Raw genomic sequence first — 19,126 nt, 5'->3', positions numbered from 1 at the left:
CTATTTTTCAAACAAATATTTTGCCCAGCTTTTTCAATCAGGTTATAATAAATAGATGAATTAAAAAATTCAGAAAATTTTATAGAGAAAAGAGAGTTGAAATCTTATGGCAAAAGATATTCGCGTCCTACTTTACTACAAATATGTTCCGATTGAGAATGCTGAGAAATTTGCAGCTGATCATCTGGCCTTCTGTAAGTCCATTGGTCTTAAAGGCCGCATCCTAGTAGCAGATGAGGGAATCAATGGAACGGTTTCTGGTGATTATGAAACCACTCAAAAATACATGGATTATGTGCACAGCCTTCCGGGCATGGAAGACCTTTGGTTCAAGATTGACGAAGAAAATGAGCAAGCCTTCAAGAAAATGTTTGTTCGCTACAAGAAAGAAATCGTGCACTTGGGCTTGGAAGACAATGATTTTGATAATGACATCAACCCGCTGGAAACGACAGGAGCTTACCTATCACCTAAGGAATTTAAGGAAGCCCTCTTGGACGAAGATACTGTTGTCCTAGATACTCGTAACGACTATGAGTACGATCTAGGTCACTTCCGCGGTGCTATCCGTCCAGACATCCGCAACTTCCGTGAGTTGCCGCAATGGGTTCGTGATAACAAAGAGAAGTTCATGGACAAGCGCGTGGTTGTTTACTGTACCGGTGGTGTTCGCTGTGAGAAATTCTCAGGCTGGATGGTGCGTGAAGGCTACAAAGATGTTGGTCAGCTTCATGGCGGTATCGCGACTTACGGCAAGGATCCAGAAGTTCAAGGTGAGCTTTGGGATGGTAAGATGTATGTCTTTGATGAGCGTATCTCGGTTGATATCAACCATGTTGATCCAGTTGTGATTGGGAAAGACTGGTTTGACGGTACTCCTTGTGAGCGCTATGTCAACTGTGGTAATCCAGAGTGTAACCGCCGCATCCTGACTTCAGAAGAAAATGAAGACAAGTACCTCCGTGGCTGTTCGCATGAATGCCGTGTTCACCCTCGCAACCGCTATGTGGCTGAAAACGGCTTGAGCCAGGCAGAAGTGATGGAGCGTTTGGCTGCGATTGGGGAAAGCTTGGAAACATTGGTGGCTCAGTAATTTAATCGTGAAGACTAAAAACTTTAGACGATTTAAGCGTCTAAAGTTTTTTCACATTTATCTACAGGTAGAAGTCTTGTTAGACAGAGATTTGGGAAAGCAGACTATTTCCGCCAGTTCTTGGGACATCTCGCGGAGTAATACTTGCTTTCTGGTTTTCTTTCCACAGTTTCGATGTTTTGTGTCTTTTTTTTGATGTGATATAATGGGCTTAAATAAATGGGAAAGGAGCAGGTCTATGTCTAAAGCTATCATGGAAGAAGTGGCAGCCTATCTGCGTCAGCATGCAGATGAAGAGCTGAGTCTGACTGATTTGGCTGAGCATTTCCATTATAGTCCTTCCCATCTATCCAGAACTTTCAAGAAAAAGATGGGCTTTTCTATCAAGCAATATGTGGAAGCTCTTAAGATGGAAAAAGGGATTCAGGAGATTGTAGAAGGCCGGCAAAATGTGACCGAGACCTCTATGGAAGCTGGTTATGATAGTCTAGGCAGTTTTTCTAATACTTTTAAGCGGCATACTGGACTTTCGCCTAAAAAATATTACCAGGAATCAACCAAAGCTTATGATTTTATGGTAAAACAGCTGGATGAGAAGGGAGCTTTCTTGCATCAGGATCCCGACTGTAAAAGTGGCAATCGCTTGACCGTGGTGCTATCTTATCCTGAGGGGTATGAACCACGTATTAGTTGTGTCGGGCTTTTTAAAACCCGCATACCCAAAGAAGAGCCGGTTATCGGAGTAGCACTGAGCCAAGAGAGACAGTTTACTTTTGAAAATGTACCGGATGGTGACTACTATCTTTTGGCCTGTGAATTGCTGGAGGATTTACGCCTAACTAAAAACTATGTCTTGAAGCATAACTTTCGCTGGGGCAGCGATGAGCCTCTCACTTTTTCAGGCGATAGCATCTATCAAGAGGAAATCAGCATGCGCAGGCCCTTGCCCAGCGATCCACCTATTACAGTTAATCTTCCAGTTTTAATCATGCGTTCCCTAGCCAAACAAGCGCAATTGAGAATAAGAAAATTTTTATCCTAATTGATAAACTGATACTAGAGATTTATTCTCAGCTATAAAAAATTGGAGGAACAATAATGAAATTAGACGTGTTTTTAAGTTTTAATGGTCAGGCCGAAGAGGCTTTTCGTTTTTATGCAGATCTTTTTCAGATAGAGATAAAGGGACTTGTCCGAGCCAGTGAGATGCTGGATCCAGCAGACCTTCCTGCAGAAAAACGGGATAAAGTTGCCTGGATTGCCTTAGATACGGAAAACTTAACCCTGAATGGTGAGGATGTAGGCATTTTTAACGACCTATCTATTCCTAGCAATCACCAGCCCAATCAATGGTTGGTTCTGAGCCCAGACAGTAGAGAAGAAGCTGATGAGCTTTTTGCCAAGCTTGCTGAAGGTGGACAAATTCTCTATCCTTTAGAGGAACAAGCTTTCGCAGAGTTTTATGGTCGCTTGATTGACCGTTTTGGCATCGGCTGGGATGTGATGAAATGAGGCAGAAGGATGGTTTATAGTGAATCCCTAGCCCAGCAAGTCCGTGCCATTTTAGCTACTGAACTTCCTCCTCATGTTTTTGAAGAAGAGGTAGAAGAGAAGAAGATGTTTGGTGGTTTGGCTTTTATGGTCCGTGGTAAGATGGCCGTTACTGTGAGTTCGAGAAGTCAAGAGCTTGTCATGGTACGCATCGGTAAGGAACTGGAAAAGCAGGTCCTGCCTAAAAATGGTGCCAGTGTCACAGTGATGAAGGGTAGGCTTTATCATGGCTATATTGATTTAGATGGCGAAGGACAAAAGGAACTGCCTTACTGGATCAAGCTAGCCTTGTCCTACAATCAGGAGCTGACACAGCAGGATAAAAAGTAAGAAGTACTCAGAATGAGTTTTGTTCTCTTAGAAGTTTATTCATTACCTTTTTATGAAATTCAAATATATTCTTAGAATCTGTATTGATGAAACTTTCAGTCGGAGAGTCTCTTCATGGATACAGGTTTTTTCGTCTTTTTCTTCCAAAAATGTTATACTAATACCAGAGTCCGTTTTAAGAATGGAGTTTATCCTTAAAAGTCTTTGAGAAAAGCTAGTTTGTACCAGTATTGAGTTTTGTTTTTGCATTTTCTCGCTTTCTGAAAGGCTTTTGTAGTTAGAAAGGAGCATAGTATGAGTATTTCTTTTTACATTCAGAACCGAAAGGGCTTGTTTAGCTATAAGGCGGTCGAAACACCCTTGTCTTTGGTTTCCCTAGTAGAAGGGTTGGAGGTCGTAGGCCTCGAGGGTGATAAGGCTTATCAATCCTTGGATCAGGTCGGAACTTTTCTGGCTGTCTATTGGGAAGGGGCAGGCCGAGGGTTTGAAGTTTATTATCTGCCAGACCGAGAAACCTATCAGGTTCGTGTTTTGACACCATCGACTGTTGGCGACTGGAAAGGAGCTATTCTCTTCATGAGTCGTTTGGCTCAGAAGATGAAGCAGGATATTGTTGACGAATACGGCACCACCTACACAGCTGACGGGATTTTTAATATTGATTTTGAAGCGGATATTCTCTACGGCCTGAACGATGCCAGAGTTGCAGCTGCGCCCATGCATGTTTTTGAAGGTTATGCTCATGATTTGTACATGTCGCAGGAAAAGCTTCTGGAGCTATTCAAGGCTGAAGATCCCGTGGAGGAGTTTGGCAGGCAGATGGCTGAGATGCAGCAGGTTCAGAGTCAATTTTCTACTCCTAAGTATTATAAGGATCAGGGTGGGAAATACCTGGGTTCTTATGTTCTGGCAGAAGGAGTAGACACAGTCCTTCCAACTCAGCCCATGCCCAAGGGCTACTTGGTTAAAGAGATGATTGAGAGCGGTGCTAGTCAAGATATGGAATGGCATCTTCATATCCTGATAGAGGATGCCAGCAGTCCGCAGGGCTATAAATATCTGACAACAAAGGATTTAAAAGCTTTTTTGGAGAAGATTCCAGAGACTCACCGTACCTATCTGGATTCCAGCCAGATCCGGATTCAGCCACTCAATCGGCTGGAACTGGAAGACATTTTGGAACAGCTCCCCAATGGAGAGCCAAAGTTTTAAGCGCTAGGAAAATCTACTTTTTGAATCTTAACAGAGCTGCCAAAAGGCGGCTTTTTTAGGGCTGTCAGCAGTTCTCACAATTTTGTGACTCTTTTCGTTTTGATAACATTATTGAAAATATCTTGAAAATTTCAGAAAGAAACTATAGAATAGAGGTCAGTTTTATAAAAAGGAGAACGAAATGAAAGAAAAACACATGCTAATCTTGGGCTGGGTGGCCACGTTTATGTCTGTTATGATGTATGTTTCCTATATCCCACAGATTATGAATAATCTAGCTGGCAATAAGGGTGACTTTATCCAGCCTTCAGTAGCTGCTCTAAACTGTACTCTCTGGGTCATTTATGGTCTATTTAAAGAGAAGCGGGACATTCCTTTGGCAGCGGCTAATATGCCGGGCATTGTATTTGGCTTGATTACTGCTGCAACGGCCCTTATGTAAGATGAGATTGGGAGTTATGCCCAGTCTTTTTTGTTGGAAAATTATTGGACAAAGTGCTCACTTCACTTGAGCTATAGAGCCTGCCTATGGCTTTTGCTATGTAGAAAATATGCAGGCAGCGTTCAGCAGACCGCCTTTTTATGATACAATGGTAAGATGAAGTCAGTAGACATCTGCTGGCTGTTTCATCAGGAAGAAAGGGATAAGAGAGCAAGCCTATGATACTTGAAGAATTTGACCAAAGTCGCAAGGCCATCATCAATCCAGAAGACTTGAATGAATCCATAGAAGGATTTCCTGAGACGGCTGTTTCCTGCTTTGCCAGAGAGACTTTTGCGCGGATGCTAGCGGATTTTGAGCATGAGCTGATTACAACAACTAGCATGGCTAATATTGAAATTCCTATCTATCGTGTTTTCGCAGATGGACGGGAATTAGCTCTCTTCAATGCACCTGTTGGAGCTTCGGCCTGTGTAGCTATTCTGGAAGATTTGATTGCTTTTGGTATGAAAAAGCTGGTACTTTTCGGGACTTGCGGCATCTTGGATGAGGAGATTAAGGAAACGTCCGTCATTATCCCGACGGAGGCCCTGCGTGATGAGGGGACTAGCTATCACTACCAGCCAGCTAGCCGTGAGCAGGAAGTCAATCTTGGCCTGAAAGATTTTCTGACGGCTTTTCTGGATGCGCGGGGTATTTCCCATAGTAAGGGCAAGGTCTGGACGACAGACGGCATTTACCGTGAGACACCAGCTAAACTCCGCCAGAGAAAGGCTGAGGGAGCGATCTGTGTGGATATGGAATGCTCAGCCGTAGCGGCTTTAGCAGCTTTTCGAGAGATATCCGTCTGCCAATTCTTCTATGCAGCTGACCACTTATCTGAGGAAGCTTGGGATATGCGCAATCTGGCTAACCACGCTGACTTAGACGAAAAAGATAAGATTGCCAATCTCGCGATTCAAATCGCTCTGGTACTATAGAGAAATAAGATGAAAAAACCAATTATCCAATTTGAAGACTTTAGCTTTCAATATCAGGCCCAGTCTGAGCCGACCCTGAAGCAGATCAATCTGACCATTTACGAGGGGGAGAAGGTTTTGATTGTTGGACCATCTGGCTCTGGTAAGTCAACGCTGGGCCAGTGCCTCAATGGGATTATCCCCAACATTTATAAAGGAGAGGTCAGCGGTCAGCTCTTGATTAAGGGGCAGCCAGTCTTTGAATCCAGTATTTATGATAAGTCCAATCTTGTCAGCACGGTCTTGCAGGACACGGATGGCCAATTTATCGGGCTTAGCGTAGCAGAAGATCTGGCCTTTGCGCTGGAAAATGATGTGATGGAGCTGTCGCTTATGCGCGAAAAAGTCCAAACCTGGTCAGAGAAGCTGGATTTAGCGGAGCTTTTGCAGCATCGGCCCCAGGATTTATCAGGCGGTCAAAAGCAGCGCGTCAGTTTGGCTGGGGTTTTGATTGACGAGAGTCCTATTCTGCTTTTTGACGAGCCCTTGGCCAATCTGGATCCCAAGTCGGGTCAGGATACCATTGATTTGATTGACCAGCTTCATCGGGAGACGGCAACGACGACTCTGATTATCGAGCACCGCTTGGAAGATGTTCTTTACAGACCGGTAGACAGAATTGTGCTTGTCAATGACGGACGCATCCTCTTTAATGGACAGCCAGATGACCTGCTCAGAACACAACTGCTAGCTGAAAATGGCATTCGCGAGCCGCTATACATTACCACTCTACGCCAGCTGGGCGTTAAAGTGGAAAAGACTGAAGGCTTGTCTCGCTTGGATCAGCTGCAGCTAGCAGATGTGACCTTTGAGGGCAGGGATTGGTCTGATTCTGACAAAGAATCTCAGGAGCCCTTACTGGAACTGGAGCATGTTTCCTTTGCTTACCAGAGCGGCGGCAAGCCTATTTTGCAGGATATGAGCCTGAAGATTTTCAAGGGAGAGCGGATAGCTATCGTTGGTAAAAATGGAGCTGGTAAGTCAACCTTGGCCAAGGCCCTCTGTCAGTTTATCGAGACTGAGGGGAGCTATAGCTGGCAGGGTCAGGATATCAAAGGAGACTCCATCAAGGAGCGAGCTGAGCGGATTGGCTATGTCCTGCAGAATCCCAATCAGATGATTTCGGCAGCCATGATTTTTGATGAAGTGGCCCTAGGCTTGCGCTTGCGTGGACTGGCAGAAGCGGAAATCGAAGAGCGAGTCCATACGGCTCTTAAGACCTGTGGACTCTATGAATTCCGTAGTTGGCCGATTTCGGCTCTATCTTTCGGACAGAAGAAGCGGGTGACCATTGCATCTATCTTGGTGCTTAATCCGGAGATTATCCTCTTGGATGAGCCGACAGCTGGCCAGGACCAGCGCCATTATACAGAGATGATGGACTTTCTAGACGAGCTCAACCAGCAGGGACATACGATTATCATGATTACCCATGATATGCAGCTGATGCTGGATTATTCAGATCGGGCAGTGGTTGTGGTGGGTGGTCAGATTTTAGCCGATAAGGCGCCTGCTCAGGTTCTGACAGATCAAGAGTTGATTGCAGCGGCTTATCTAAAGGAAACGTCAATCTTTGCTCTGGCTGAGAAGATTGGTGCCGATCCTCTGGCTTTGACCGAGTTTTATATGCGAAAAAAGGAGGACAAGCATGCTTAATCAGCGAAAATTAATCGGCTACCATTCAGGCAACACGTTTCTTCATGGTCTGTCCGGTGCCAGCAAGATGCTGTTCTTCGTTCTGGTATCAGTGGCGGCCATGATTAGTTACGATACTCGCTTTTTGCTGGGGCTAGCCCTGCTGTCCCTCTGTCTCTTTCGGCTGTCCCATATCCGCATTCGAGACATTTCATTTGTTTTAGTCTTTGCGGCATCCTTTGCGGCCCTTAACTTAGTGATGGTCTATCTTTTCGCGCCTCAGTATGGTGTCGATATCTACGGAGCCAAAGATGTCCTCTGGACTGGATGGGGAGCCTATAATCTAACAGCTCAAGAGCTGTTCTACCTCTTTAATCTCCTGCTCAAGTATGTTTCGACCATTCCTCTGGCAGTGATTTTCCTCATGACAACCCATCCCAGTCAGTTTGCTTCCAGCCTTCATCAGCTTGGTATTTCCTATAAAATTGCTTACGCAGTCAGTCTGACGCTCCGCTATATTCCAGATTTGCAGGAAGAATTCTTCCTGATCCGGATGTCTCAGGAAGCGCGTGGGCAGGAATTATCCAAGAAAGCCAAACTGGCTCAGCGCGTGAAGGGAAATCTGCAGATTATCATTCCGCTGATTTTCAGCTCCCTAGAGCGCATAAATACCATTGCCACAGCAATGGAGCTGCGTCGTTTCGGAAAAAATAAAAAACGCACCTGGTATACCTATCAGGCTCTAAGCAAACGAGATATGCTGGTGCTGACACTGGCAGTCGCCTTTCTATTACTTTGCTTTGGCCTCTTCGCAGTTAATCACGGCCGCTTTTATAACCCGTGGAGGTAGGATAAAGTGTGTGAACTTCGTTTAATATATATTAGGAGGATAACTACTAGGTGGAAGAAAGAATAAAGAGTAGATTCCGTAAGGACTTATTATTTCCTGTTTTATATGGTTTAGGAGGTATAATTTTTCTCTTCTATATGCCACATGCGGACGAATTTGGTTTTTGGGCATCCTTGATTTTTGCTGCTTTGCTACTACTGATGAGTGCACTCTTTACCTGGCTTGCTTGGATTACTAAGCAAAAGAGCTTGCAGAGCTATCAGAAGCTTTATTCTCAATATCCGGAGCTGGAGAAGAAGTTTTACAAGATTTATAGCCAGTCTCGCTATTCACGTGAAAAACTATCTCTTTATCTTTATAAGGATGCAATCATACGGGATGATACCTATTTTCAGTTTCTTATGCTTTCTGATTTAACTGATTTGACTATTAAGATTGAGAAAGTTCAAGAGAACAAGTACGTCAAGTATCCTCATCTATATTTGTATTATAGTCCCATGAGTGCCAATAAAGATATTCGTCTGCATCTGGGACGATATACTAATCAAAATTATGTTGAACTATTACAGTTTTTAGATGTGGTGAATCAAGTCGCCCCTCAGATTAGAATCTATAATGAAGCAAAAAAATAATATTCTTTAATAGCGAAGAAAAATCAGACAATCCTTGCCTGATTTTTCTTTTTATAATGGCCTTTTATTGGGCATGCCGGCTTTGCGGGGGTATTTATTGGGTGTTTCTTTCTTCTTTTCTACCACTGTGATAAAGCGGGGATCGCCGTTTGGTAGGGCATAGCTGAGGTTGTCTTGGACCTTGCTAAAGAGTAAGTTAAGGGCATTTTTGGCTTCTTCCAGTTCTTCTGGAGCATTGGAAGCCTTGAGCGCTAGGAGCTTCCCGCCAACTTTTAGATAGGGAATGGTCAGTTCAGACAGAACCTGCATCCGAGCAACTGCACGGGCAGTGACCAGGTCAAATTGAGCCCGAAAAGCCTTGTCCTGAGCAAAGTCTTCTGCGCGGCCGTGGTAGAAGTGAACCTTGTCCAGCTCGAGCTCCTCTGCCAGCAGTTTGAGAAAGTTGATTCGTTTGTTGAGCGAGTCAATGATAGTCACATCCATCTGAGGACAGATGATTTTCATAGGGAGACTGGGAAAGCCGGCACCGGCGCCGATATCCAGCAGCTTACGGTCTTGATTGTCAATCAGGCCTTGCAAAACGGGGGCAATTGAATCATAGAAATGCTTGAGATAGACTTCATTTTTCTCGGTGATAGCTGTCAGATTGATTTTTTCATTCCATTCGACCAGAAGTTCAAAATAACGCTCAAACTGGTCTTTCTGGCGGTCGTTCAGCTCGATTCCTTGCTGGGCTAAGAGCTGGTAAAATTCTTGCGGTGTCATAGTTTCATCCTTGTTTGTCAGTATTCATCCTATTATATCATAAAAAGGAGACCCCAGCATTCTGCCAAAGGGCCTCTTTTCTTATATGCCAATTTGATTTAGCTCCGCCAAGAGCAGCTGACGCCGCTCATCCTGATTAGCAGCTGGGTCAAAGAGAATTTCTTTTTTGATCTTGCCATCTAAAATGAGCAGGACCTTGTCGGCATAGGTAGCCACGCTGGCATCGTGCGTCACTAGGAGAATACTTGCACCCTGCTGGTGGAAGTGCTGCATGAGCTCCATAGCTTGACGGCCAGCCTGAGAATTGAGCGCTCCTGTCGGCTCGTCAGCAAAAATGATTCGAGGCTGGTTCATGAGAGCCCGGCAGATACCGGCTCGCTGGAGCTGGCCCCCCGATACCTGATGGATAGAGCGGTGAGCAATGTCCTTAATGCCAGTCAGAGCCATTAACTCCTTGGCTCGTTCATAGGCTACCTTTCGCTCACTGCCTTTCTTACCAATGATACTCGGTAGGCAGATATTGTCTAGGATATTGAGATTTTTCAGGAAGGTTGCCTGCTGGAAGACAAAGCCGAAAGCCTCTCTGCGAAGGCGGTCTAAGTCCTTGTCTTTCATAGCTAGCAGGTCCTGTCCCTCGTAAAGAATCTGTCCTTGGTCAGGTCTGTCAATGGTGGACAGAAGATTGAGAAGAGTGGATTTCCCGCAGCCAGACGGCCCCATGATGGCGATGAATTGGCCGCTCTCAATCTCTAGCGACAAATCACGGAGAATGGGTTCCTGATTTTCCTGATAGCTTTTGCTGAGGTTGTGTGCTTCTAATAACATAGGCTTCTCCTCGGATGTAAAATAATGCTAAATCTTTTTAAGGTCAATGTTCCTTGAGATAGCGTCCAATTTCCAGCTTGTTCAGCGCTCGGAGACTGATGTGTGCTGCTGTAAGTCCGCTAAGAAGTAGAGCCAGCGGTGTCCATAGAAAAGTAAGGGGCTTATTGATGATGAGCTGGAGTTTGCTGATACCGAAGCTGCTGAGCAGCAGACTGCAGACTTCTTGCCCTAGGCTAAGGAGCAGCAGGTCGGCTATTGCCAGAGCCAGCATCAAGATGAAGCAGACGGCGAGCAGGTAGTGGCTCCTGAGTCGTTCACTGCCAAATCCCAGCATCCGATAAAGTGCCAAGTCAGCTTGGTCCTTGGTGAAAATCATATAGACAAAGAGAGTCATTAGGATGAAGACAATGCCAAGCCCTGTCCAGAAAACGCTGATCTGAATCAGGCGGAGCATAGCTAGAGTATCATCAAAAGTCTGATGGAAAAAGTCTTCTACGTCGGTTAATTTATAATTGGAATAGTGTTTTTTCCATTCGTTGATTTTTTGAGCTTTGTTGCTAGCATCTTTAAGACGGATGGTCGTCAGACTATTGAGCGTTTGAGCTTGCTTTGTCACAAAGACAGCCTTGGCGGTCTTGCCGCCGTAGGTCAGGTCTGAGTAGATACCGACTACTTTTAGTTTTCTGGCTTGACCGTCTACCGTCAAGGTCAGGCTGTCGCCTACTTTTAGCTTGAGCTCCTCTGCCTTAAGCTTGGAGAGGGCAATTTCATGATCGTTTTTAGGATAGCGGCCTTGGCTGTATTTGACTGGAAATCCCGCATGGTTTCCCAGAGTTACCCGCAACTGTTGAGTCTGACCTTGCTGGTCTTGATAGGAGAAATTCTGGCTCTGATACTGATTAATCTCTGCGATATCCTTGTCTGCCTGCAGTTCTTTCAGAAGCTGGGCAGCCTTGGTATCGATATCTTCAGTCTGAGAAATATCGACCAACACATCTGCCTGACCGGCTCCCAGATACTGGATGAAATTCTTGTCCATCACGGTGCGGTAGAGACTGGCTGGCAGCAGGATAAGCAGGCTAATCAGACTGACAATGAGCAAGATAGTCAAATAGAGTTTTTTATGATTCAGAATCGTTTTCAGAGCGAAATAGGGTCTGTCTAAGAAGGGGATAGACGGTAAGCCCATCTTCGGAGTAGAACGCGTCTCGGTCAGACTGTTGGAAGAAGCTAATCTTAAAGCTTGGCCGGGCGTCATTTTCTTAAAAGAGCTTAGAGGCCGGGCAGTTAGCCAGAAGACCAAGAGACAGAGCAGCAGCGCTACTAGCATTTCCAAAAGATAGCTATAGAAGGGCGTCGGACTTTGCCCCATAGACAGTGCCATCTGCTTTTTAAAAGGAGCACTTAGAGAAAAGGATAGCCCCCAGCCTGCGATGGTTGCTAGAGCCAGGCAGAAATAATACTTGGTCAGGTAGATTCTGCTGATAAAGCTTTGGGGCAGCCCCATCACTTTCATAACAGCAATCTGCTGCAGTTCTTCTTGAATCTTGGTCAGGAGGGCAAAGCGCATGCAGAGAAAGGTGATGCCGATAATGGCCACAACTAGCAGCCCCATGACTAGGATGACTAGAGCATCATTGAAGCCGTTAATCATCTTGATCGTCGGATAGGTAATCATGGGCGGCCCATTGGACTCGAGCTCGGCATTTTTATAGGCTTGCTCGACAGCTGAGATCTGGCTAAGCTTATGTACTCGAAAGGCAATCAGGTTCTCATTAGATGCAAATGCTTCTTTTTTCAGAGTCTGCAAATCAGTCTGTGAGATGAGGAAGCGCTTGGAGGAGACTAGGCCAGCATTCATCTGGGCATCTCGGATAAAGCCCTGGACAGTTAGCCGTAGCTTGCCGACCCTTATTTGGTCGCCGATTTTGATTTTTCCGCTATTGTAATAATAAAGGGGGATATAAACTTGCCCTGGTCGAGGCTGGGCTGGCTGGTTATTCTGATCTAGCAGAAAGTCAAAGTTTTGGTTCTGACTGGAAAAGCCATTATCCTGGGAGCTGTCGTGAAGTGAGCCCTGCCCATTGATGTGTATGGCTGACCCTTCCACATTGACAAAGTCTGTCAGCTGCCAAGAGGCAATTTCCGGATGCTGCTGGACGAAGTTTTGCATCCGTTTTCGGTCGACGCTTCCGCTGTGCATCTGTAGCAGGTGAGGACTTTTAGCTGTTTCCACAAAGCGCTCAATTGAGCTAGTCAGACTGACGGTCAGGCGCGTGGCTGCAAAGCTCAGAGTCAGAGTCAGAAGCAGGAAAAGTCCAATGACTAGCATGCTGACTTTGTTTTCTTTTAAATCATTTTTTATCAAGCGTTGAAACATATTCCAGCTCCTTTACTGAACGTGCTCGGGAGAGCAGATAAGCACCGATGCTGATAGAGATACCGGATAGGATAAAGAGCAGACCGTAGCCTCTGCCTCCGCCAACACCGATGATTTTTCCAACAGAATTTGCCAGCCAGCCAAAGTAAGTCAGTGAGGGTTTGAAAAAGGTATCCGCGACCCAACCCATGCCGGCATAAGCTAGCACATAGCCTAGCTGAGAAATAATCCCGATGGTCCCCCAGACCTTGCCTTGATCGGCTTTGTTAATATTGATGCGGACTAGATAGTCAATGGCTGTATTGGCGAAAGGTAGGGCAGCAAAGAGGAGAAAGCCAAAACTGCAAATCCAGATGAAGTTTTCCTTCATTCCTAGCCCAACCATGAAGAGTCCCAGTAGAAATAGTGAGAGACAGAGCATACGATGGAAGTGCTTTTTGATGGCAAATATCCCCAGAACCAAGCCTCCTATCAGCATCCCGCTGCTGGAGATGGTCATGACCAAGCCGGCTGTTTTGGCATCTGCGAAAGCTAGCACCAAGGGAGAAAGCAGGATTTGGACTGTTCCCAGAAAGAAGGAAAAGCCTGTTCCAGCTAAGACTAAAAACCAGATGCCTTTTTTTCCATAGACGATTTGAAAACCTTTAAGGAAATCAGCCCAGAAACGGCTATCACTGCTATAAACTTGTGAACGAATGGCCCGTCGGGCTAGCAAGGTGCAGGCTACTGTCACGAAAATGGTCGAAAAATCCAGCAACAGAATCGTGCTGATATGTCCACTCGCCAAAATCATTCCAGCCAAGGCTGGTGAAATCAGATAGCGGGCAATGCCATTAATCTGGGACAAACCAGTTGCTTTTGATAACTGATCTTCCGGCAGCAAGTCGGAAATCGTAGCTCGAAAGGCCGGATTGACCAAGGCTGAAAAGAGCGAACTAATGGCAGCTCCGATACAGATAAAAATCAAAGCAGGATTCTTCATACTGAAGTAAATCCAGAGAACGCCTAAGCCTGACAAGCCATCTCCCAGAGCCATCAGCAATCTTCGGTCATAGCGATCTGCCAGAATTCCAGCAAGAGGAGTAACCAAAAGACCAGGCAGGAAAGCACAAAGAGTAACAAAAGAAGAAACAGAAACCAAACCGGTCAGCTGGAAGATATAAACACCTAAAGCGAAAGAAGTCATACCAGAGCCGATTTCTGAAATGAGGCTTCCTATCCAAATCAATAAAAAGAGTCTAAAGCCTGATTGTTTCATAGTTACCTCCTAATCTTGTGATGTCAAGTAAGTGTAAATAGTGAATTAGTAATTAGCTTTCTAGCTGCTTTGGGTCTGAATCAGAGATAGAAAGGGATCGAAGTAGCCTTGCCGGCTGTGAAAAAGAGTTTCTAAAAGATAGAGAAAGGCCTGAAGTTTTTGCTGCTGTTTTTCTGGCGGAAGAGCCTGAAAACTGCTACCAAAAACTTGAAGCGAATAAGTAAGAATCATTTCCAGGCTTTCGTAGGGATAGTCAGTCTTCATATCTCCAGCAGCGATACCGTCTTGGATGATGGGAAGTAAAATCTGAGGTGCCCGTTCAAGAAGAATTTGATTGGTCTTTTCGTGCAGGAGCGCATTTTGCGGCTGATTGAGATGCAGCAGCACTCCCTCTCCCTCTTGATGATTAAGATTTAGAGCAGCCATGCTGCCAACCAAGCGCTCTAATATAGTCAGTTCATGATTATCAGCAAAGGCTTGGGAAGCTGTAAATGCTCTTTCAATGGTTCGCTCAATGATGGCATCCATTATCTCTTCCTTAGAAGAAAAGTAATAGTAGAGAGTACCGCGGGCGATTTGAGTCGCTTCTAAAATCTGGGAGATCGAAGTCTGGTCAAAGCCTTGCTCCATAAAAAGCTCCTGAGCGGTATCTAAGATAAAGTCTTTTTTATTGGCCATGTTTGCATCCTTTTTAGTAGTAAAATTTTATTCGACCGACAGTCGGTTTATTCTTTCCTTCATCATACATCTTTTCTAAATCCATGTCAAGAATAAAGACAGTTCCACTATTTTTTGATATAATAAGTCTAATCAAAATTGAAGGAGTATATCATGACTTTTATTATTGTTCTTATTATTGTCGCGGTTTTAGCATTCTTTGTCGTTGGCGCATACAATACTTTGGTTAAAAGCCGCATGCAGACTCAGGAAGCTTGGAGCCAGATTGATGTGCAGCTCAAGCGTCGTAATGACTTGATTCCCAACCTCTTGGAAACGGTCAAAGGCTATGGGAAGTATGAGCAGGCAACCTTGGAAAAGGTAACGCAACTGCGCAACCAGGTAGCTTCAGCTGCTTCACCAGCAGAAGCTATGCAAGCCAGTGACGCTCTTTCTCGTCAGATTTCTGGAATCTTTGCAGTAGCTGAAAGCTATCCAGATCTGAAAGCTAACACTAACTACCTGAAGTTGCAGGAAGAGCTGACCAATACAGAAAATAAAATCGCTTATTCTCGTCAGCTTTATAATTCAGTAACTAGCAACTACAATGTGAAGCTGGAAACTTTCCCAAGCAATATTGTTGCAGGAATGTTTGGCTTTAAAGCTGCAGACTTCCTCAAGACACCAGAAGAAGAAAAGGCTGTGCCAAAAGTTGACTTTGGCAGTACTGGACTAGGTGACTAAGATGCTATTTGATCAAATTGCCAGCAATAAAAGGAGGACATGGCTCCTCCTTATCGCTTTTTTCGGTCTCTTGGCTCTCCTTGGAGCGGCTGTTGGCTATCTCTGGCTGCGGTCTGCTGTAGGTGGTGTCTTGCTAGCCTTGATTATCGGAGCTATTTATGCCGGAGTGATGATTTTTCAGTCTACAGAAGTGGTCATGGCGATGAACGGAGCCCGTGAGGTCTCTGAGCAGGAAGCACCTGAGCTCTATCATATCGTACAAGATATGGCTATGGTCGCTCAGATTCCTATGCCACGTGTCTATATCGTAGAGGATCCCTCTCCCAATGCTTTTGCGACCGGTTCTAAGCCTGAAAATGCAGCTGTCGCAGCAACGACAGGTATCTTGCAAATCATGAATCGTGAGGAGCTTGAGGGAGTGATTGGCCATGAAGTCAGTCATATTCGTAATTACGATATTCGAATTTCAACGATTGCTGTGGCTTTGGCCAGTGCTATTACCATGTTGTCGAGCCTGGCTGGCCGGATGATGTGGTTTGGTGGCGGACGGCGCAGTAGTAATGATCGAGATAACGATAGTGGTTTGGGAATTATTCTCCTTATCGTATCGCTGATTGCCATCATTCTGGCACCTTTGGCAGCTACCTTGGTGCAGTTGGCCATTTCTCGTCAGCGGGAGTTTCTGGCTGATGCTTCCAGTGTAGAGCTGACCCGCAATCCGCAAGGGATGATTAATGCCCTGCTCAAGCTGGATCGCAGTGAGCCTATGGAACATCATGTCGATGATGCAAGCGCAGCTCTCTATATCAGCGACCCTAAGAAAGAAGGCGGACTGAAGAAACTCTTCTATACGCACCCATCCATCTCAGAGCGGGTGGAGCGCTTGAGACATATGTAAAAACTGGGAGAAATCTCAGTTTTTTTATTGTTTATGCTATAATGATAGATGAATAATATAGTAAGTAGGAAATGTAATGAAAAAACTAAAAGCCTCTAAAGATTTATTTGCAATTTTTTATATTGTTAATTGGATTCTGTCTACAATAATAGCCCCTTTGGGTGGCTATGCAGTTATAGTTCTAATGCTATCTACTATAGAATTTCTGAGTTCAGGCAAGACAAGCATATTAATGCAGTTTATGATGTTTAGTATGATTTTTAAGTGTGTTGTTCTGATCTATCTGTTTATTTATCTGATTTTGAGCTTTCGTTCGCTGATTCAGAGTATAAAGACAAGCAAGGACTCGCTTCATCTGGCTCCAATCAGTCTAATTCTGACTCTGTTGCTTCAGCTATTTCCATTCATCTCTGCTTTGAAAGATACGCGAACCATAGAACCTTATCGCTGGTTGATAGGGGTTGTGCCACTATGCTCGATTTTGTCTTTCCTCAGCTATCTTTACGCTCGGTATGGACTCAAAGGACAAAGAAAGAAGGCACTGCTCTGGGCAGGGCATGTGGTTAATGGCGTGCTAACTTTGCTCATGATTGTAGCTTTTTTTCAGCCTATCATTCCCCAACTAACACGAACCAGCCGAGTTCTCAGCAGCTTGGAGCAGGAGTACAAAAAGCGAGGTGTGGATGCTAAGGTAGAGACTGTACCAAGTGGATACGGGGAAGAAGATTCGAATAATCCAGACTTTAATGATATATACCCAATCGGGAAATTTAAAGTAACTATTGGCAAGCATTCTTTCTATGAAGAAGTTCGAGTCAATAAGGCGGGAGGCATTGAAGAAGCTGCGTTTATTGATCCGAAAACAACACCTTCTCCCATCCTGCGAGTTATTCTCCAAAAGGAAAATAGTCAAGAAAATCTAATCAAAACGAAAGAAAATGTAGAAAAAAGTCTAGATAATATAGATGAGAGTGTTAATATCATTCCTCATTATGGGAATACAGAGGTTTCTGTAGAGTACATAACTAATCCTAAGCGCTTAAAACCCAAGAGCTTTGAGGAAAAAGATTTCAAGTTAAATTCTCTCTTTGATATTACTGATGAGAAATTGCTAGAAAAAGAAGATGTTTGGATCAGTATTAGAATTGAGCTGAATCTGAAGCAAAGGCTCTTTGCTTCAGATTCAGGAGAAAAATTCTTGCATGATATGGACTATTCCCTCTTTCAGACAGGAAACTATGTCTTTGAGATAGAGGAGACAGACAAGGATAATGTTACTAGCAAAAAGCAATTTTTTGCTAAAATTAAGGACGGAAAGTTAGTCCAGTTAAATAAGAACGACAGTGACCAAGACTTGACTGAAGGGTCAGTATCATTGCTAGAATACTCTTATCGCGGTAGTATAGGCTATTCCATAGACGAAGGGTATGACCACATGGTTGATTGGCCTGATTGATACAGAAAGGAATAGAAGAGGGGGAATTTTATGATTCTATTCCCTCTTTTTTTAGTCAAATCTATTTTAGTTCATTAGGCAGATTCATTTTACTTCCTTTCATTCATGTCTAAAAAATATTCGTTTAGATTTTGTTACAGTTTTATGTCAGTCATCTATAAACCTTAGATTATCCAAGTTTATTTTTGTATAAGTAAGGAGGCTAGATTTAAAAAAGCCAATGTTTTCAAGTTGTCAGGTTGAACCCTTCTGAAATTCTTATAAAATCAATATTTTCTTGAAAACCATAAAACTTTCAAAAAAAATCACTATATTGAGTATTCCTGTCTTTCAAATTAATCTATTTGTATTATTTGGAAATATAAAGTAATTTTTTTGTAACATATACGAAATATATTACTAGTATATTAAATTTAGTAAAAAATTTTATTGCATATATGAAACCGAGGGCTCAATATGTTGAAAACATTTGGAAAAATTTTCAAAGTCATTAGAGAATCAAAAAACATGTCTCTTAAAGAGGCTGCAGCCGGAGATATTTCAGTGGCTCAGCTGTCTCGTTTTGAGCGGGGAGTCAGTGGTATCACGCTTGATTCTTTCTATTGCTGCTTAAAGAATATGGCTGTTTCTCTAGACGAATTTCAGTATGTTTACCATAACTACATTGAGGCAGATGATGCGCTTTTCTCAAAAAAAGTAGCTGATGCTTATCAGGAAAACAATGTCGTCAAGCTCCAAAGTATATTGGCTAGCTCAGAAGCTTTGGCTAAAAAGTTCCCTGAGAAGAAGAATTATAGGCTTAATACAATTGTTGTTAGAGCAGTATTGTCTTCCTGCAGTCCAGATTTTCAGATTAGCAAGAAAGATGTAGAATTTCTGACCGATTATCTCTTTTCCGTTGAGGAGTGGGGGCGTTATGAGCTCTGGCTCTTTACTAATAGTGTGGATCTATTGACCTTGGAAACACTGGAGACCTTTGCTAGTGAGATGATTAACCGCACCCAGTTTTATAATAATCTACCGGAGAATCGCCGGCGTATTATCAAGATGCTGCTTAATGTTATCAGCGTCTGTATAGAGAGTAATCATTTGCTGGTTGCTATGAGATTCCTCAATTATCTTGACCATTCTAAAATCCCTGAGACAGATCTTTATGATCGGATGCTGATTAAGTATCATAGGGCTCTTTATTCCTACAAGGTTGGGAATAGCTATGCTCTGAGTGATATTGAGGAGTGCTTATCTTTCTTGGAATTTTTAGATTCCTTCGGTGTTGCCCAGAAGCTCAAGGCTCAGTTTGAAAGAATTTGCCTTTCGCAGTTGCAGATGTGCAAATAAAATAGACTCATCTCTAAAAATATACTAGAATAAGAGTATAA

The 19,126-nt window shown here is 43.9% G+C and carries 19 protein-coding genes; 14 read left to right on the top strand and 5 right to left on the bottom strand.

Annotated features, from left to right (window positions below; translation table 11 throughout):
* Window positions 1-106: 106 nt before the first annotated feature.
* The 10 genes from J1C81_RS08830 (at window position 107) to J1C81_RS08785 (ending at window position 8,764) form a co-directional block, all read left to right on the top strand.
* Window positions 107-1,093, top strand: a complete 987-nt coding sequence (locus J1C81_RS08830; RefSeq protein ID WP_002915762.1) for a rhodanese-related sulfurtransferase — start codon at window positions 107-109, stop codon at window positions 1,091-1,093.
* A gap of 238 nt (window positions 1,094-1,331) precedes the next feature.
* Window positions 1,332-2,135: a helix-turn-helix transcriptional regulator gene (locus J1C81_RS08825; RefSeq protein ID WP_032909756.1), complete on the top strand. Its 804-nt coding sequence runs from the start codon at window positions 1,332-1,334 to the stop codon at window positions 2,133-2,135.
* 56 nt (window positions 2,136-2,191) lie between these two features.
* The gene (locus J1C81_RS08820; protein ID WP_002915760.1) at window positions 2,192-2,605 is read left to right on the top strand and encodes a VOC family protein; all 414 of its coding nucleotides are present in this window, start codon (window positions 2,192-2,194) and stop codon (window positions 2,603-2,605) included.
* A 9-nt stretch (window positions 2,606-2,614) separates the two neighbouring features.
* Window positions 2,615-2,974 carry a TfoX/Sxy family protein gene (locus J1C81_RS08815; RefSeq protein WP_002915759.1) on the top strand — a complete coding sequence of 120 codons (360 nt, stop codon included), beginning with the start codon at window positions 2,615-2,617 and terminating at the stop codon, window positions 2,972-2,974.
* 294 nt (window positions 2,975-3,268) lie between these two features.
* Window positions 3,269-4,186 carry a DUF4299 family protein gene (locus tag J1C81_RS08810; protein ID WP_002915757.1) on the top strand — a complete coding sequence of 306 codons (918 nt, stop codon included), beginning with the start codon at window positions 3,269-3,271 and terminating at the stop codon, window positions 4,184-4,186.
* Between the two features lie 181 nt (window positions 4,187-4,367).
* A complete protein-coding gene (locus J1C81_RS08805; protein WP_002898091.1) occupies window positions 4,368-4,628 on the top strand; it encodes a SemiSWEET family transporter in 261 nt (86 codons plus the stop codon).
* 218 nt (window positions 4,629-4,846) lie between these two features.
* The gene (locus J1C81_RS08800) at window positions 4,847-5,608 is read left to right on the top strand and encodes a nucleoside phosphorylase (RefSeq protein ID WP_002915756.1); all 762 of its coding nucleotides are present in this window, start codon (window positions 4,847-4,849) and stop codon (window positions 5,606-5,608) included.
* A 9-nt stretch (window positions 5,609-5,617) separates the two neighbouring features.
* Window positions 5,618-7,303, top strand: a complete 1,686-nt coding sequence (locus tag J1C81_RS08795; RefSeq protein ID WP_002915755.1) for an ABC transporter ATP-binding protein — start codon at window positions 5,618-5,620, stop codon at window positions 7,301-7,303.
* Entirely contained in the window at window positions 7,296-8,132 is an 837-nt protein-coding gene (locus J1C81_RS08790) for an energy-coupling factor transporter transmembrane component T family protein (RefSeq protein WP_002915752.1), read from the top strand. The genes J1C81_RS08795 and J1C81_RS08790 overlap by 8 nt, the downstream gene beginning before the upstream one ends.
* A 50-nt stretch (window positions 8,133-8,182) precedes the next feature.
* Entirely contained in the window at window positions 8,183-8,764 is a 582-nt protein-coding gene (locus J1C81_RS08785; protein ID WP_002915751.1) for a hypothetical protein, read from the top strand.
* Window positions 8,765-8,815: 51 nt separating this feature from the next.
* On the opposite strand, the gene rsmG is transcribed toward J1C81_RS08785, so the two are convergent.
* The 5 genes from rsmG to J1C81_RS08760 all read right to left on the bottom strand — a co-directional run bounded on the left by rsmG (window position 8,816) and on the right by J1C81_RS08760 (window position 14,670).
* Window positions 8,816-9,529, bottom strand: coding sequence for a 16S rRNA (guanine(527)-N(7))-methyltransferase RsmG (gene rsmG, locus J1C81_RS08780; RefSeq protein ID WP_002915749.1), 714 nt, complete (start codon window positions 9,527-9,529; stop codon window positions 8,816-8,818).
* 81 nt (window positions 9,530-9,610) lie between these two features.
* Window positions 9,611-10,354, bottom strand: a complete 744-nt coding sequence (locus J1C81_RS08775; RefSeq protein ID WP_002915747.1) for an ABC transporter ATP-binding protein — start codon at window positions 10,352-10,354, stop codon at window positions 9,611-9,613.
* Window positions 10,355-10,397: 43 nt separating this feature from the next.
* Window positions 10,398-12,734 (bottom strand): ABC transporter permease, encoded by a 2,337-nt coding sequence (locus J1C81_RS08770; RefSeq protein WP_002915745.1) that lies wholly within the window; start codon window positions 12,732-12,734, stop codon window positions 10,398-10,400.
* Window positions 12,709-13,992 (bottom strand): MFS transporter, encoded by a 1,284-nt coding sequence (locus tag J1C81_RS08765; RefSeq protein WP_002915743.1) that lies wholly within the window; start codon window positions 13,990-13,992, stop codon window positions 12,709-12,711. Before J1C81_RS08765 ends, J1C81_RS08770 begins: the two co-directional genes overlap by 26 nt.
* A gap of 60 nt (window positions 13,993-14,052) precedes the next feature.
* Entirely contained in the window at window positions 14,053-14,670 is a 618-nt protein-coding gene (locus J1C81_RS08760; protein WP_002915742.1) for a TetR/AcrR family transcriptional regulator, read from the bottom strand.
* Window positions 14,671-14,823: 153 nt separating this feature from the next.
* On the opposite strand from J1C81_RS08760, the gene J1C81_RS08755 reads away from it, so the two are divergent.
* The 4 genes from J1C81_RS08755 (at window position 14,824) to J1C81_RS08740 (ending at window position 19,085) form a co-directional block, all read left to right on the top strand.
* Window positions 14,824-15,393, top strand: a complete 570-nt coding sequence (locus J1C81_RS08755) for a LemA family protein (protein ID WP_002915741.1) — start codon at window positions 14,824-14,826, stop codon at window positions 15,391-15,393.
* A gap of 1 nt (window position 15,394) precedes the next feature.
* Entirely contained in the window at window positions 15,395-16,291 is an 897-nt protein-coding gene (htpX, locus tag J1C81_RS08750; RefSeq protein WP_032909755.1) for a zinc metalloprotease HtpX, read from the top strand.
* A 76-nt stretch (window positions 16,292-16,367) separates the two neighbouring features.
* On the top strand, window positions 16,368-17,747 hold the full coding sequence (locus J1C81_RS08745; RefSeq protein ID WP_002915738.1) for a hypothetical protein: 1,380 nt from the start codon (window positions 16,368-16,370) through the stop codon (window positions 17,745-17,747).
* 456 nt (window positions 17,748-18,203) lie between these two features.
* Window positions 18,204-19,085 (top strand): helix-turn-helix domain-containing protein, encoded by an 882-nt coding sequence (locus tag J1C81_RS08740; RefSeq protein WP_002898077.1) that lies wholly within the window; start codon window positions 18,204-18,206, stop codon window positions 19,083-19,085.
* The last annotated feature ends 41 nt before the right edge of the window (window positions 19,086-19,126 follow it).

Source organism: Streptococcus sanguinis (assembly GCF_050225395.1).
Lineage (GTDB): Bacteria > Bacillota > Bacilli > Lactobacillales > Streptococcaceae > Streptococcus.
This window is presented reverse-complemented; position numbering and strand designations above follow the sequence as displayed.